This is a genomic window from Mesorhizobium sp. WSM4884 (genome assembly GCF_029625675.1).
Taxonomy (GTDB): domain Bacteria; phylum Pseudomonadota; class Alphaproteobacteria; order Rhizobiales; family Rhizobiaceae; genus Mesorhizobium.
The window spans coordinates 1-14940 of record NZ_JARTVO010000012.1; the positions used below are offsets into that span (position 1 = coordinate 1).

At 64.2% G+C, this 14940-nt stretch carries 12 protein-coding genes; 3 read left to right on the forward strand and 9 right to left on the reverse strand.

The genetic code is table 11. The features are described from left to right. Positions 1-138: 138 nt before the first annotated feature. Together P9236_RS19150 and P9236_RS19155 are read right to left on the reverse strand one after the other, a co-directional pair. Entirely contained in the window at positions 139-1737 is a 1599-nt protein-coding gene (locus tag P9236_RS19150; protein WP_278076050.1) for a cisplatin damage response ATP-dependent DNA ligase, read from the reverse strand. 241 nt (positions 1738-1978) lie between these two features. Continuing rightward, the gene (locus P9236_RS19155; protein ID WP_278076051.1) at positions 1979-2989 is read right to left on the reverse strand and encodes a ligase-associated DNA damage response exonuclease; all 1011 of its coding nucleotides are present in this window, start codon (positions 2987-2989) and stop codon (positions 1979-1981) included. Positions 2990-3096: 107 nt separating this feature from the next. Between P9236_RS19155 and P9236_RS19160 the strand changes: the two genes are divergently transcribed. Both P9236_RS19160 and P9236_RS19165 read left to right on the forward strand, forming a co-directional pair. Then, positions 3097-4014, forward strand: coding sequence for a methyltransferase domain-containing protein (locus P9236_RS19160; RefSeq protein WP_278076052.1), 918 nt, complete (start codon positions 3097-3099; stop codon positions 4012-4014). Between the two features lie 77 nt (positions 4015-4091). Continuing rightward, positions 4092-4478: a hypothetical protein gene (locus tag P9236_RS19165; protein WP_278076053.1), complete on the forward strand. Its 387-nt coding sequence runs from the start codon at positions 4092-4094 to the stop codon at positions 4476-4478. Here the strand turns inward: P9236_RS19165 and P9236_RS19170 are convergent. From P9236_RS19170 to P9236_RS19200, 7 genes are all read right to left on the reverse strand, one after another. Continuing rightward, the gene (locus tag P9236_RS19170) at positions 4472-5413 is read right to left on the reverse strand and encodes a glyoxylate/hydroxypyruvate reductase A (protein WP_278076054.1); all 942 of its coding nucleotides are present in this window, start codon (positions 5411-5413) and stop codon (positions 4472-4474) included. The two genes, P9236_RS19165 and P9236_RS19170, sit on opposite strands and share 7 nt — an antisense overlap. Positions 5414-5450: 37 nt before the next feature. After that, positions 5451-7079: an ABC transporter ATP-binding protein gene (locus P9236_RS19175; protein WP_278076055.1), complete on the reverse strand. Its 1629-nt coding sequence runs from the start codon at positions 7077-7079 to the stop codon at positions 5451-5453. After that, on the reverse strand, positions 7076-8215 hold the full coding sequence (locus P9236_RS19180) for an ABC transporter permease (protein ID WP_278076056.1): 1140 nt from the start codon (positions 8213-8215) through the stop codon (positions 7076-7078). The genes P9236_RS19175 and P9236_RS19180 overlap by 4 nt, the downstream gene beginning before the upstream one ends. Beyond that, a complete protein-coding gene (locus tag P9236_RS19185; protein ID WP_278076057.1) occupies positions 8215-9309 on the reverse strand; it encodes a microcin C ABC transporter permease YejB in 1095 nt (364 codons plus the stop codon). The genes P9236_RS19180 and P9236_RS19185 overlap by 1 nt, the downstream gene beginning before the upstream one ends. Positions 9310-9339: 30 nt before the next feature. Next, positions 9340-11217, reverse strand: coding sequence for an extracellular solute-binding protein (locus P9236_RS19190; protein WP_278076058.1), 1878 nt, complete (start codon positions 11215-11217; stop codon positions 9340-9342). After that, entirely contained in the window at positions 11217-13097 is a 1881-nt protein-coding gene (locus P9236_RS19195; RefSeq protein WP_278076059.1) for an extracellular solute-binding protein, read from the reverse strand. Before P9236_RS19195 ends, P9236_RS19190 begins: the two co-directional genes overlap by 1 nt. Positions 13098-13354: 257 nt before the next feature. Continuing rightward, positions 13355-14002 (reverse strand): cytochrome c family protein, encoded by a 648-nt coding sequence (locus P9236_RS19200; RefSeq protein WP_278076060.1) that lies wholly within the window; start codon positions 14000-14002, stop codon positions 13355-13357. A gap of 192 nt (positions 14003-14194) precedes the next feature. Between P9236_RS19200 and P9236_RS19205 the strand changes: the two genes are divergently transcribed. Beyond that, positions 14195-14923 carry a 3-deoxy-manno-octulosonate cytidylyltransferase gene (locus P9236_RS19205; protein ID WP_278076061.1) on the forward strand — a complete coding sequence of 243 codons (729 nt, stop codon included), beginning with the start codon at positions 14195-14197 and terminating at the stop codon, positions 14921-14923. The last annotated feature ends 17 nt before the right edge of the window (positions 14924-14940 follow it).

Genomic DNA, 14940 nt, shown 5'->3' on the forward strand with positions numbered 1-14940 from the left:
CAGCCACAAACGTCTCAAGGCACGATGGGCTGACCAAGATCTGCTCCGCATCTTCACTCATATGCGATAGCCCTACCTCGGCGGGGAGGTCGGCGCGAAGCGCCGGGTGGGGTGAGCGCTGGCGTTGGATTTTGCTAGCTAGTCTAGCAGCGCCTGCAGCGTCTCGATGCGGTCGGCCTCGGCGGCCGGCTTGTCCCAGCGCAGCCGCGAGATGCGGGGAAACCGCATCGCGACGCCCGATTTATGCCGCGTCGAGCGGTTGAGGCCTTCGAAGGCCACTTCCAGCACCAGTCCGTTCTTGCGGTCGGCGCGCACCGAGCGTACGGGCCCGAAACGCTCGACCGTGTTGTCGCGGACATATTTATCGATCTGCCGCAGCTCTTCGTCGGTGAAGCCGAAATAGGCCTTGCCGACCGGCACCAGCTCTTCCGATCCCTCCGGGCCGGCCCAGACGCCGAAAGTGTAGTCGGAATAGAAGCTCGAGCGCTTGCCGTGGCCGCGCTGCGCATACATCAGCACCGCGTCGACCGTGTGCGGGTCGCGCTTCCACTTGAACCAGGGACCTTTCGGCCGGCCGGCGAGATAGGGCGAATCCCAGCGCTTCAGCATCACCCCTTCGATGATCGGATGCGGCGGCGCTTGGCGGAGCCGTTCGAGCGTTTCCCAATCCGGAAACTCGACCAGCGGCGAGAGGTCGAAGCGGCTGGGGTCGAGCGTCCCGATGAAGGCTTCGAGGCGAGTTCGGCGCTCGGCGAAGGCGAGGCCGCGCATATCCTCGCCATCGATCTGCAGCGCGTCGTAGCAGCGCATGAAGGCTGGATATTGCTGCTGGATCTTTGGCGACACGCTCTTGCGGTTCAGCCGCTGCTGCAGGTCGGAAAAGGTTCCGGTCGCCTCGCGCGGATCGCCGACCAAGAGCTCGCCGTCGAGCGCCGCCTCGAAGTCCATCGCCGCGGCAAGGTCGGGAAAGGCGCCGGAGACATCGTCGCCGGTGCGCGAATAGAGCCGTCGGATGCCGCCTTCGCACACCGCCTGGACGCGGATGCCGTCCCACTTCCACTCCGCCGCATAGTCGGCGTGGTTGAGCTTTTCGAGATCGCCGTCGTCGACCGCATTGGAGAGCATCACCGGGCGGAACAGCGCGAGCGCCGCGCTCCTCGGTTTTTCCGCCCGTCCTTCCAGCCATGCGAAAAGCTCGATGTAGGGCGGCGTCAGCCCGTGCCAGAGCTCCTCGATCTCGACGACATCGACTTGGCCGAGATCGGCCAGCGCCTGCTTGGCGAGCCGCGCCGAAACGCCGATGCGCAGGCCGCCGGTCACCAGCTTGATGATGGCGAAGCGCGCCGAGATGCTGGCGCTGTCGAGCAGCCGCGCCAGCACCTGCGGCCCGTCGGAGCGGCTCGCCGCCTGCAGCTTGCCGACCACTTCGGCTAATGTCGGCGCGTGGTTCGGGAGATGGCCGGCCGGCTGCGGCCAGACCAGCGACACCGTCTCGGCGAGGTCGCCGACATAGTCGTAGGAATAACCGAACAGCACCGGATCCATGCGCTCGACCACCAGCGCGCGCAGCATCGCCGGCTTCACCGCCGCGATCGACAGATCGCCTGTGATCGCCGCCAGCGCCAGCCCGCGGTCGGGGTCCTCGACGCCGCGGAAGTAATCGGTGAGCAGCGTCAGCTTGCCGTTGCGCGACGGCGTCAGGACGAGACGGTCGAGGAGTTCGGCGAAGCGGTTCATGGCTGGATGCACCGCGCCAGTGGCGAACGCCGGCGCGAGGCACCCCCCTCTGGCCTGCCGGCCATCTCCCCCGCAAGGGGGAAGATTGGCAGCTTCGACCCTGCCGCGCATCCTAAAACGTTGATGGTTGGCGAAAGCCGTCGCGACATCCGATCTCCCCACTTGCGGGGGAGATGGCCGGCAGGCCAGAGGGGGGTGGGAAGGATCGCGGCATCGGCGATTGCTTCATCAAAAAGGATCATCAATCGCCCTCGTCCTCGTACCCCACCAGATGCAGCGGCCTTGCCGCTATGCCCTCCAGCTCGCACCAGCGCACCAGCGCCTCCTCGCGGCCATGCGTCACCCAGATTTCCCGGGCGCCCGTTTCCTTGATCGTGGCGATGAGCTCGTCCCAGTCGGCATGGTCGGAAATGATCAGCGGCAGCTCGACGCCGCCTTGCTTGGCGCGCTGGCGGATGCGCATCCAGCCTGAAGCGAAGCAGGAGATCGGGTCGGGGAAGCGCCGCGCCCAGCGGTCGGCGAATGCAGCGGGCGGGCCGACGACGATGGTGCCGGTGAAATCGGCCTTGCCACCACTCTCGACCGTTGCCGGCTCGAGCTCGCCGAGATCGATGCCCTGGTTCTGGTAATATTCGCTGAGCTTGGCCAGTGCGCCATGGATATAGATCGGCTTGTCGTAGCCGGCGTCGCGCAAAAGCCGCATCACGCGCTGCGCCTTGCCGAGCGCGTAGGCGCCGATCAGATGCGAGCGCTCGGGAAACTGCGCCGCCGATTTCAGCAGCCGCGCGATCTCTTCGTGATCCGGTGGATGGCGGAACACCGGCAGGCCGAAGGTCGCCTCGGTGATGAAGACATCGCACGGCACCGGCTCGAAGGGCAGGCAGGTGGCGTCCTTCTGCCGTTTGTAATCGCCGGAGGCGACGATGCGCATGCCCTGATGCTCGACGGCGATTTGGGCCGAGCCCAGCACATGGCCGGCCGGATGGAAGGTGACGGAGACGCCACTGATGTCGATCGTCTCGCCGAGGATCGCCGCTTGCGTCGCGCCGGCGAAATCCTCGCCGTAGCGCAGCCCCATGATGTCGAGCGTCTCTTGCGTCGCCAGCACCGAGCGGTGGCCGGAGCGGGCATGGTCGGAATGGCCGTGCGTGACCAGCGCGCGGTCCACCGATCGCACTGGGTCGATGAAGAAATCGCCTGGCGGGCAGTAGAGTCCTTCGGGTCGTGGCTTGAGCAGGTCGCTGGCACGCATGGCTTGAAGATAATGGCTAAATTCTCCGCGGGAAGCCTGTTGCAAGAGGCTGCTGACTCGTCCTACAGCCAGCCGCCGCTCCGCTTTGCCGGTTGGATCCGTCAACCATGAAACCGCTTCAGGCCTCGTCCGGCGACTTGACCGCCGACCGTCGCGCCGACTTCGCCGAGATGCTGCTGGCTTCCGGCGAGCCCATACAGGCGGCCGAGCTGTTGCTCGGCGCGCTGGAATTGGCGCCGCAATGGGCGGCGGGATGGTACCGTCTCGGCGAAATGCAGGAGGTTGCGGGTCTTCTCGACCAGGCCGCCCAGGCTTGGCTGATGGCGCTGCAGCTCGATCCCGCCGATCGGCTGGGCGCTTCGCTCAAACTGCAGTTGATCGGCCATGCGCCGCCGGCAGCGGCTCCGCCCAGCGCTTTCGTCGAAACCCTGTTCGACCACTATGCCGACAGGTTCGAGGAATCGCTGGTCGGAAAACTCGGCTACCGGATGCCCGAGGTCCTCGATCCGGCCATTCGTGCGGCAGGGCCCGGCCGGTTCCGGCTCGCGCTCGATCTCGGCTGCGGCACCGGCCTGATGGGCGAAAGGCTGCGCCCCATCGTCGACCGGCTGGAAGGCTACGACATCTCGGCCAGCATGTTGCGGAAGGCGCGCGCCAAGGACATCTACGATCAGCTTTCCAAGGCCGACCTTCAGCATTTCTCTCGACCCGGCGCGAAAGCCGACCTCGTGGTCGCCGCCGACGTCTTCATCTATGTCGGGGCGCTCGAACGCATTGTCGGAACCGTTGCCGATATACTCGTCGATGGCGGCGTCTTCGCCTTCTCGGTCGAGGCCACAGCCGGCGGCGATGACTTCGCCCTGCTGCCGTCGCGGCGCTATGCGCATTCCGAGGCTTATGTGCGGCGCATTCTCGCTGCCAGCGGGTTTGCGATCCTGTCGCTGGAGAGCACGACCATCCGCCAAGATCGCGGCGAGCCTGTTGAAGGGCTTGCGGTAATAGCTCGTCGCAGTATGGCGGAATGATGCGGCGGCTGCTCGCGAAAAAGCCCGAATCGCGTGTCCGTTTAAGCGTGGGGCGGATTACCGCACGGAGGGATACCTTGCGCTGGAACACGGTTGCGTTGGCGTCTTGCCTGATGGTGGCGGGCTGCGTCGGCGGCACCTCGATGGCCGAACGCCAGGACGAGGCCGTGCAGTCCTCGCTGCAATATGACGATGTGCCTTGCGACCAATTGGTGGCGCAGCGCAATCAGGTGGCGCAGCAGTACAATCTGCCGGTCACCGCCAAGCCGAGCTTCTCCAATCCGGCGATGGGTTTTGGCCCGTTCATGCCGGACATGCGCTCTAAGGCGCAGCGCGACAGCGACAAGGCGAGCGGCGAGATCGACGCCATGAGCCGCTCGATCGAGCGCCGCGACTGCGGCAAGCCGAAGAAGAAGGACAAGTTCGCGCTGCCGGGCTCGAAGCCGACTTCGCCGGCTCAGTAGCCCGCTTCGCGGTCGACCAGGTTCTCGAGCTTTTCGCCGCGCTCGAACGCCTCCATCTGCCGAAGCATGATCGGCACCAGATGGGCCGGGTCCGAGGTCGCCGCCGCATGCGGCGTCACGAACACTTTCGGATGGCTCCACAGCGGGCTTGTCTTCGGCAGCGGCTCGACCTCGAACACGTCGAGGCTTGCTTCCTTCAGCGTGCCGTCATCCAGCGCGCGCAGGATGTCGGCATCCTTCTGCAGCCGCCCGCGCCCGGCATTGATCAGCACCGCGCCGCCGAGGCCGTTGCGCCTGCGCAATTCCTTCAGCACGCCGTAATTGACGATGCCTTGCGTGCGCGGCGTCAGCGGCAGCAGCACCACCAGGATATCGGTGGCGTTGAGGAAGGGGATCAGCCCCGCCTCCCCGGAATAGGTTGAAACGCCCTGTATCGGGCGCTCGCTGCGCGACCAGCCGTTGACGGCGAAGCCGAGCGAGAGCAGCACCGAGGCCGCCGCGCGGCCGAGATGGCCGAGCCCCATAATGCCGACGGAGATGTCGCCTGCCGGCCGCTGCGGCGGTTCGTGCCAGGTCTTCTTTTGCTGCTGCGCGCGGTAGAGCATGCCCTGGCGATGGTGATCGAGCACGCGCCAGACGACATATTCGGTCATGTATTGCGTAAGATTTTCGGCGACGATCCTGACGATCGGCACGTCGGGCAGGCCTGGATCGGCGAAGATGTGGTCGACGCCGGCGCCGATCGAGAAGATGGCGCGCAAATTGGGCAGCGACGACAGAAGGTTGGGTTTCTGCTTCCACACCACCGCATAGGCGATCGAGGGATCGCTGGGACCGTCGGGCTCCAGCACCACCTCGCGCTCGGCCGCGAGCAGTTCGCGCCAGCGCTGCGGGTGAAAGCCGGTTAGGGCAAGCAGGACTTTACCTTTTTCCATTCGCGGAATGTCTTCCCTGTATTTCGGTTCGGTCAGCCTACTCGCTGACCACGCCGGTCGGCGCGGTCTCGATCCGGAACGCGGCCGAGATCAGCGCCCGGGTATAGTCGGTTTGCGGGCTGCCGAAAATCTGTTCGGACGGTCCGGCTTCGACGATCTGGCCATTGCGCATGACGATGACGTCATTGGCAAGGGCGCGGATGACTTTCAGGTCGTGGCTGATGAAGAGATAGGCGAGGTTATGCTTGGCCTGCAGGTTGCGCAAAAGGTCGACCACCTGCGCCTGCACGCTCATGTCGAGCGCCGAGGTCGGCTCGTCGAGCATGACGAAGCGCGGATTGAGCACCATGGCGCGCGCGATGGCAACGCGCTGGCGCTGGCCGCCGGAGAATTCATGCGGATAGCGGTGGCGGGTTTCGGGATCGAGACCGACTTCCTTCAGCACTTCGACCACCTTGTCGTCGCGCTCGTCGGGCGACAGTTTCGACGCGTGGATCTTCAGCCCTTCCTCGATGATCTCGGCGACCGACATGCGCGGGCTGAGCGATCCGAACGGGTCCTGGAAGACGATCTGCAACTCGCGCCGCAGCGGCCGCATGGCGCTGAAGGAAAGCTCGTTGATGTCGCGGCCGTTGAAATTGATCGCGCCCGTCGAAGAGATCATCCGGGCCAGCGCCAGGCCGAGCGTGGTCTTGCCGGAGCCGGATTCGCCGACGACGCCCAGCGTCTGGCCGGCGCGCACGGTGACGTCGATGCCGTCCACTGCCTTCACGTGATCGACGGTGCGGCGGAAGAAGCCGCGCTTGATCGGGAACCAGACCTTGATGTCCTTGCCGGTCATCACCGCCGTGGCATTGGCATTCGCCGCCGGCGGCTTGCCCTTCGGCTCGGCGGCCAGGAGGTGCTTCGTGTAGGCGTGTTGGGGGTTGGCGAAAATCTCCTTGGTCGGCCCGGTCTCGACTATTCTGCCCTTGGTCATCACGCAGACGCGATCGGCGATCTTTCTCACGATGCCGAGGTCGTGGGTGATGAACAGCATCGACATGCCCTTGCGCCTCTTCAGGTCCGCGAGCAGTTCGAGGATTTGCGCCTGCACGGTGACGTCGAGCGCCGTCGTCGGCTCGTCGGCGATCAAGAGTTCCGGCTCGTTGGCCAGGGCCATGGCGATCATGACGCGCTGGCGCTGGCCGCCGGAGAGCTGGTGCGGATAGGCGTCGAGCCGCTTCTGCGGATCGCGGATGCCGACCTCGGTCAGCAATTCCAGTACACGGGCGCGAGCCTGCCGGTCGCCCAGCCCCTGATGCAGCTTCAGCACCTCGACGATCTGCTGCTCGATCGTGTGCAGCGGATTGAGCGAGGTCATCGGCTCCTGGAAGATCATGGTGATCTTGTTGCCGCGCACGCCGCGCAGCGTCCTTTCGTCGGCATCGAGCAGATCCGCGCCGTGGAACAGGATCTTTCCCGAGGGATGGCTGGCCGCGGGGTAGGGCAGAAGTTTCAGCACCGAGAGCGCGGAGACCGATTTGCCGGAACCGGACTCGCCGACCAGCGCCAGCGTCTCGCCCCTGGCGATGTCGAAAGAGATGCGGTCGACGGCCGTCGACTGGCTGCCGCCTTGCGCGAAGGCGACGCTCAAATCGCGGACGGAGAGCAGGGGTTCGCTCATTTGAACGTCTTGCGCGGATCGAAGGCGTCGCGCGTCGCCTCGCCGATGAAGACCAGCAGCGACAGCATCAGCGAGATCACGATGAAGCCTGAGATGCCGAGCCATGGCGCGTTGAGATTGCGCTGCGCCTGTTTCAGCAGTTCGCCGAGCGAGGCGGAGCCAGGCGGCAGGCCGAAGCCGAGATAGTCGAGCGAGGTCAGCGTCGAGATCGAGCCGCTGAGCAGGAAGGGCAGGAAGGTCAGCGTCGCCACCATGGCGTTGGGCAGAAGGTGGCGGAACATGATGGTGAGGTTGGGTACGCCGAGCGCGCGCGCCGCGTTGACATATTCGAAGTTGCGCGCGCGCAGGAATTCGGCGCGCACCACGCCGACCAGCGCCACCCAGGAGAACAAAAGCATCAGACCGAGCAGGATGAAGAAACCGGGCGGCAGGATCGCGGAGACGATGAGCAGCAGATAGAGCACCGGGATCGCCGACCAGATCTCGATGAAGCGCTGGAACAGAAGATCCGTCCAGCCGCCGAAATAGCCCTGCACCGCGCCCGCCGCGACGCCGATCAGTGATGAGCCGAGCGTCAGGATGAGCCCGAACAGCACAGAGATGCGGAAGCCGTAAAGCACGCGCGCCAGCACGTCGCGCGCCTGGTCGTCGGTACCGAGCCAGTTCCAGTTGCCGACGACGCAGTTGGGGTCGGCCTCGCCTTGCGGATACTGGCTGCAGCGCGCCTTCTTGTCATAGAGCCAGGACGGCTTGGCGGGCGCCGCCTCGGGGATGGCGTTGTTGACCGTCTGGTAGGAATAGCGGACCGGCGGCCAGATCATCCAGCCATTGGCATTGATCTCGTCCTGGATGACCGGATCGCGATAGTCGGTGACGGCATAGAAGCCGCCGAACTTCTCTTCCGGATAGGCGACCAGCACCGGGAACAGGATCTCGCCCTTGTAAGAGGCGATGATAGGCTTGTCGTTGGCGATCAGCTCGGAAAACAACGACAGCACGAAGAGCAGCAGGAAGATCCACAGCGACCAGTAGCCACGCCGGTTCGCCTTGAAGTTCTGCAACCGCCGCTGGTTGAGCGGCGAGAGCCACGGCCGGGCGGCACGAGCCGGCTTGGTTTCGGCCGAGACTGCCGCCATCAGACGTCTCTCCGCTCGAAATCGATGCGCGGGTCGACCCAGGTATAGATCAGGTCCGACAGCAGGCCGACGAACAGGCCGAGCAGCGAGAAGATGTAGAGATTGGCAAAGACCACCGGATAGTCGCGGTCGATCACCGACTTGAAGCCGAGCAGGCCGAGGCCGTCGAGCGAGAAGATGTTCTCGATCAGCAGCGAGCCGGTGAAGAAGGCTGAGATGAAGGCGCCCGGAAAGCCGGCGATGACGATCAGCATGGCGTTGCGGAAGACATGGCCGTAGAGCACCTTGCGCTCCGACAGGCCCTTGGCCCGCGCCGTCACCACATATTGCTTGCGGATTTCCTCGAGGAAGGAGTTCTTGGTCAGAAGCGTCGTCGTGGCGAAGGCCGACAGCACCAGCGCCGTCAGCGGCAGCGTCATGTGCCAGAAATAGTCGAGGATCTTGTCCGGCCAGGACAGCTGGTCCCAGTTGTCGGAAACGATGCCGCGCAGCGGGAACCAGTCCCAGAACGAGCCGCCGGCGAAGAGCACCATCAGGAGAATGCCGAACAGGAAGCCGGGGATGGCGTAGCCGACGATCACCACGCCGCTCGTCCAGACGTCGAAGGTCGAGCCGTCCTGCACCGCCTTGCGGATGCCGAGCGGGATCGAGATGAGGTAGGACAGAAGCGTGATCCACAGCCCGATCGAGATCGACACCGGCATCTTTTCCAGGATCAGGTCGAGCACCGAGATGTCGCGGAAATAGCTGTCGCCGAAATCGAAACGGGCATAGTTCCAAAGCATCATGCCGAAGCGTTCGAGCGGCGGCTTGTCGAAGCCGAACTGCTTTTCGAGCTTCTTGATGAATTCGGGGTCCAGCCCCTGCGCTCCGCGATATTTCGAGCTGACGTCGCCGGCGACATCGAGATTGGTGGCGCCCGCATCGCCACCGCCGCCGCCGAGACGATCGGCGCCGCCCTGGTTGGTGAGCTTGGCGATGACCTGCTCGACCGGGCCGCCCGGCGCGAACTGGATGACGGCGAAGGAGATCGCCATGATGCCGAACAGCGTCGGAATCATCAAAAGGATGCGGCGCAGGATATAGGCGCCCATCAGGCTGCCGGCCCCGCGCGAAGGGGAGTGTCAGGCTTTGCCAATTTTTGCCGCCTTGCCCTTGTCGACCCACCACAGCGCTTCGACCGGAAAGCCGAAATCGGGCTTCTGCTCGGGAAAGCCGAACATGTCCCAATAGGCGCTTCGGTGATTCGCCAGATACCAACTTGGAATCCAATCGCGCCGCGCGCGCAAGACCCGGTCGAGCGCCCGCATCGCGACGGTGAGGCTTTCTCGGTCCTTGGCCACGCCGACGGCGTCGATCAGCGCGTCGATGGCCGGGTTCGCAGTGCCTGGCAGGTTGCGGGAGCCCGAAACGGACGCGCTTCGTGAATGGAAGAAGATCTCGAGATCGTCGCGCGTCGGCGTGGCGCTGAAGGAAAAAGCGGCCGAGATCAGGTCGAAATCGAATGTCGATTGCCTGAGCTGGTACTGGGCGGAATCGACGAGCCGGATGGATGCTTCGATGCCGATCGCCTTCATGTTGGCGACCCAGGGCGAATAGACCTGCACGAAGGTCTCGTCGTCGACGAGGAATTCGGCCGGCAGCCTCGCGCCCTTGTCGTTGACGACGAAATCGCCGGAGCGTTTCCAGCCGGCCTCGGCAAGCAGCTTCGCCGCCTTGCCGAGCTGCTTTCGGTCGCGCCCCGAACCGTCCGAGGCCGGCTGCGTCACCGCTTCGCCGAAGGCCTCCGGCGGCAGCTTGTCGCGCAGCGGCTCCAGCAGCGCGAGCTCTTCCGGTGCCGGCATGCCTTCGGCGCGAAAGTCGGATTTCTCGAAGCAGGATTGCGAGCGCTCGTAGGAGCCGTAGAAGAAATTGCGCCGCGTCCACTCGAAATCGAAGCAGAGGGCGATCGCCTGCCGCACGCGCGGGTCCTGGAATTGCGCGCGCCGCTGGTTGACGGCCGTGGCTTGCATCGATGGCACCGTTTCGGCCGGGAACTCGTGCTTGACCACCTTGCCGGCCGTGAAGGCTGGAAAATCGTAGGCGGTGGCCCAGACGCGCGAGGTGAATTCCTCGCGATAGAGGATCTCGCCCTTCTTGAAGGCCTCGAAGCCTGCCGTGCGGTCCTGGTAGAACTCGACGCGGATGCGCTGGAAATTGTTCTGGCCGCGATTGACCGGCAGCTCGTTGCCCCAATAATCGGCCACCCGCTCATATTCGATCCAGGCCCCCGCCGACCAGCGACCGACCTTGTAGGCGCCCGATCCGAGCGGCGGATTGAGCTGCGAGGAATCGAAAGGGTTGGCCGTGAAGAAGGCCTTGGACAGGATCGGAAAGCCGACGACGTTGAGGATGGTCCGGGCCGACTGCTTGCCGGAGAATTTGAGCTCGACCGTGTGGGCGTCCTTCGCCGCCGCATCGTCCAGATGCGTCAGCGACAGCGAGAAATCCGGATGACCTTTGTCCTTCAGCAGCTTGAAGGTGAAGGCGACGTCGTCGGCGGTCAGCGGCGTGCCGTCGTGGAAATGCGCCTGCGGCCGCAGCGAGAAGGTGAAGCCGTTGCGATCGTCGGAAATCGTGACGCCGTCGGCGATCAGCCCATAGACGGCATCGGGCTCGTCGAGCGCCCGCACCATCAGCGAATCGAAGCACATTTCCATGCGCTGCGGCGCATCGCCCTTGGGCACGAATGAGTTCAGCGTGTTGAACGTCAAAGGGCTCTGGTTCTGGCCCCAATTGGGCGGCGAGAAATTGAAGGTGCCGCCTTGCGGCGCATCGACATTGACATAGTCGAAATGCGTGAAGTCGGGCTTGTATTTCAAGTCGCCGAAGGCAGACAGGCCGTGCACCTTGACGCCGGCCGGAATGGCGGCAAAGAGCTTGCCGGGGGCCAGCGACATGGCTGCCGCTGCGGCGCCGAGCGTCAGGAAGTCACGACGAGCAAGCAATTTCTGCCGCCCCATCAATTGACGCCCTTGTATTTAGCGGCCAGCGCCTTTTCCTTCGCGGGGTCGATCCACCAGGAATCAATGTCGGCGCCACGGTAGCTGGGCTGCTTTTCCGGCATGCCGAATTTGTTCCAATAGGCAAGCCAAACCACCGCGCGGTAGTACTGCGGCACGGTATAGTAGTTCCACAACAGAACGCGATCGAGTGCATGGGTGGCGGCGACGAGATCGTCGCGGTCGGTGGCGAAGATGATGTGATCGACCAGCGCGTCGACCACCGGATTCTTGATGCCGGAATGGTTGCGCGATCCCGGCGTGTCCGCCGCCTTCGAGCTCCAGAAATCGCGCTGCTCGTTGCCAGGCGATTCCGATTGCTGGAGTATGCTGGTGATGACGTCGTAGTCGAAATTGTTGACGCGGTTGATGTACTGCGTCTGGTCGATGATGCGCAGCGTGGCATCGACGCCGATCTTGCGCAAGTTTGCGATCCACGGACTGGCGATGACCTGGTCGGTGTCGTTCGAGCCGAGTATCTCGAACTTGAAGGGCTGGCCGGTCTTGGCATTCACCATCTTGCCGCCCTTGATCACCCAGCCTGCCTTTGCAAAAAGGTCGACCGCCTGCTTCAGATTCTTCCGCTCCGCTTGCGGTGAATCGTAGACCGGCAGCTTGAATTCCTGCGTGAACAGCTCCGGCGGCAGCTTGTCGCGATACTTCTCCAGGATATCGAGTTCCTTGCCTTGCGGCAGCCCGCTCGACGCCAGCTCTGTGCCCTCGAAATAGCTGTGGGTGCGCGTGTTCGAATTGTAGAACAGCGTGCGGTTCATCGTTTCGAAGTCGAACGGATAAGTCAGCGCGGCGCGCACCAGCCGGTCCTGGAACAGCGGCCGCCGCTGATTGAGCACGAAAGCCTGCATGGGCTCGGGCGAGGTGGTTTTGAATTCCTTTTTGATCACGTCGCCGGCGTTCACCGCCGGAAAGTTGTAAGCCGTCGCCCAACGCCGCGAACTGTTTTCCGGCTTGATGTCGTCGAGCCCGCCCTTGCTGAAGGCTTGCCAGGCGGCATTGTCGTCCAGGATATAGGTGAAGCGCTGGGTATCGAAATTCTCGCGGCCGATCTTCACCGGCAGCTTGGCGCCCCAGTAATCGGGCACGCGCTGCCAGACGATCTCCGAGCCCGGCTTGAAGCTGGCTATTCTGTAGGCGGCGGAGCCCAGCGGCGGCTCCAGCGTCGGCCTTGTGATGTCGCGCTTCTTGCCGCTGGCGTCGGTGCCCTCCCACCAGTGCTTCGGCAAAACGACGAGGTCGCCGAGGATCTTGGGCAGTTCTCGATTGCCTTTCTGGTTGAAATGGAACTCGACCTCGCGGTCCGATATGGCGACCGCTTCGGTCACGTTTTCGAAATAGCGATTGTACATCGGGCTGTTGGCCTTGAGCACCTGGAACGACCAGACCACGTCGTCGACCGTGATCGGCTGGCCGTCATGCCACTTGGCTTGAGGGTTGAGCCGGTAAGTAGCCGACGAATAGTCGGACGGGTATTTGTAGGCCTCTGCGACCAGCGGGTGGCTGACGCTGCCCTCGTCGGTCGCTTGGTCCATCAGCGTGTCGTAGAGCAGGCCGCCGCCGAACTGCGCGAAGCCGGAGGCCGGCGATCCCTGCACGATATAGGGGTTGAAGCTGTCGAAGGTGCCCACGACCACGGAGTTGTAGGTGCCGCCCTTCGGCGCATCCGGATTGACGTAGTCGTAGCGCTGAAAATTGTCGCCGTATTTGGAGGGGCCGATCAGCGAGGAGCTGGTGTGCCATTCGTCCGCAGCGCGGGCCTGCAGACAGGCGGCGAAAGCAACCGCCAGCATCGATGCGAAAAACGTCCGGGAGCGGCAAACCGTCATGCGTTCTCCTCGTCGCGAGCTCTGGAGCGTTCATCGTTTCACGGAAACGACGACCGCTCCTTCGCTTTGTTTCGACGCAATTCCGGACGGAAAACCGGTTCCCACTTTTCCTGGAATTGCTCTGCCCACCGGCAATCTAGATCATTTGACGCCGGTGAAAACCGCAAGCGCCGGCTTTTGTCGCCGCATATGCGGTTTTCCTAACAGAAAAGCCGGGACGAACCCGGCTTTTCCAATGTGTCTTCATGACAAATTGTTTATTGAGCAGGTGCGGCCGGCTTGGCCGGAGCGGCGCCTTCGGCCGGCTTGGCGGGTGCGGCACCTTCCGCGGGCTTGGCCTCGGCCGAAGCACCCGGCTGCGGCAGCGGCTTCGGATTGTCCGACAACGTGCGCAGATAGGCGATCACGTTGGCGCGGTCTTCATCCTTCGGCAGGCCGGCAAAGCCCATCGCCGTGCCCTTCACGAACTTCTTCGGCGAGGTGATGAAGTGGTTGAGGTTGTCGTAGGTCCACTTCTCGGCGCCGCCCTTGGAAAAGTCCTTCATGCCGGCCGAATAAGCGAAGCCTTCATGCTCGGCGACGGGGCGGTCGACGACATCCCAGAGGTCCGGTCCGACCTTGTTCGGGCCGCCCTTCTCGCCGGAATGGCAGGCCTGGCACTTCTTGAAGATGGCGGCGCCCGCCTCGGCATTGGCGGTGGCGAGCAGGTCGGCGATCGGCTTGGCTTCGGCGGCGGGCGCTGCGGCACCGCCGCCTTCGGCCGGCTCTTGGGCCTCGATGGCGAAGCCGGGCTTCTCGGGCGCGGGGGAAGCAAACAGCCCGTCGGAAACGATGCCCACGGAAAAGACGACGAAGCAGGTTCCGAGGAATCCGCCGAGCAGCTTGTTGACTTCGTTGGAATCCATACGCCCCTTGCTCCCTTTTCCGGCGGACCGTCCCGTCCACTCCGTCCGTCGGTATCGCTAAAGGCCCGGGAGGGCCAGTCAAATCGCGCGGAAACTAGGTCTTTTGCTTCGGCGTTGCAACACCTATAAGGGCGCTTCCAGTGAGACGTTTTGCCACTTTCCATCCGCTTTCCCGGCCGCCCTGAAAGTCCCATGTCGACATTGATCCTGATCCCCGCCCGCATGGCCTCGACGCGCCTGCCGGGCAAGCCGCTGGCCGACATCGCCGGCGCGCCGATGATCGTCCATGTCGCCCGCCGTGGCGCCGAGGCCGGGCTCGGCCGCGTGGTGGTGGCGACGGACACGGAAGCGGTTGCCTCGGCGGTCCGGGAGCACGGTTTCGAGGCGGTGATGACGCGCGCCGACCACGAATCGGGCTCCGACCGCATCTTCGAGGCCCTTGCCGCGATTGACCCGAGGAAAGAGATCGAAACCATCGTCAATGTGCAGGGCGATCTGCCAACGATCGACCCTGAAATCATCGGCGCATCACTGCGGCCCTTCGACGACCCGTCGGTCGACATCGCCACGCTCGGCGTCGAGATCGTGCGCGACGAGGAAAGGACCAATCCGAACGTCGTCAAGATCGTCGGCTCGCCGCTGTCCCCGACGCGGCTCAGGGCGCTCTATTTCACCCGCGCCACGGCGCCTTGGGGGGAAGGCCCGCTCTATCACCATATCGGCCTCTACGCCTATCGGCGCGGGGCGCTCGAACGCTTCGTCGCGTTGAAGCCGTCGCCGCTGGAGCGCCGTGAACGGCTGGAGCAGTTGCGGGCGCTCGAAGCCGGCATGCGCATCGATGCCGAGATCGTCCGGTCGCTGCCGCTCGGCGTCGACACGCCCGACGATCTCGAACGCGCCAGGCAAATCCTTTCAAATTGAGACATCCGTAAGCGAGA

What these genes read in the sequence shown, in the direction of transcription:
- P9236_RS19150 (WP_278076050.1), bottom strand. Translation starts at nt 1,737, where the DNA reads ATGAACCGCTTCGCCGAACTCCTCGACCGTCTCGTCCTGACGCCGTCG.
- P9236_RS19155 (WP_278076051.1), bottom strand. Translation starts at nt 2,989, where the DNA reads ATGCGTGCCAGCGACCTGCTCAAGCCACGACCCGAAGGACTCTACTGC.
- P9236_RS19160 (WP_278076052.1), top strand. Translation starts at nt 3,097, where the DNA reads ATGAAACCGCTTCAGGCCTCGTCCGGCGACTTGACCGCCGACCGTCGC.
- P9236_RS19170 (WP_278076054.1), bottom strand. Translation starts at nt 5,413, where the DNA reads ATGGAAAAAGGTAAAGTCCTGCTTGCCCTAACCGGCTTTCACCCGCAG.
- P9236_RS19175 (WP_278076055.1), bottom strand. Translation starts at nt 7,079, where the DNA reads ATGAGCGAACCCCTGCTCTCCGTCCGCGATTTGAGCGTCGCCTTCGCG.
- P9236_RS19180 (WP_278076056.1), bottom strand. Translation starts at nt 8,215, where the DNA reads ATGGCGGCAGTCTCGGCCGAAACCAAGCCGGCTCGTGCCGCCCGGCCG.
- P9236_RS19185 (WP_278076057.1), bottom strand. Translation starts at nt 9,309, where the DNA reads ATGGGCGCCTATATCCTGCGCCGCATCCTTTTGATGATTCCGACGCTG.
- P9236_RS19190 (WP_278076058.1), bottom strand. Translation starts at nt 11,217, where the DNA reads ATGGGGCGGCAGAAATTGCTTGCTCGTCGTGACTTCCTGACGCTCGGC.
- P9236_RS19195 (WP_278076059.1), bottom strand. Translation starts at nt 13,097, where the DNA reads ATGACGGTTTGCCGCTCCCGGACGTTTTTCGCATCGATGCTGGCGGTT.
- P9236_RS19200 (WP_278076060.1), bottom strand. Translation starts at nt 14,002, where the DNA reads ATGGATTCCAACGAAGTCAACAAGCTGCTCGGCGGATTCCTCGGAACC.
- P9236_RS19205 (WP_278076061.1), top strand. Translation starts at nt 14,195, where the DNA reads ATGTCGACATTGATCCTGATCCCCGCCCGCATGGCCTCGACGCGCCTG.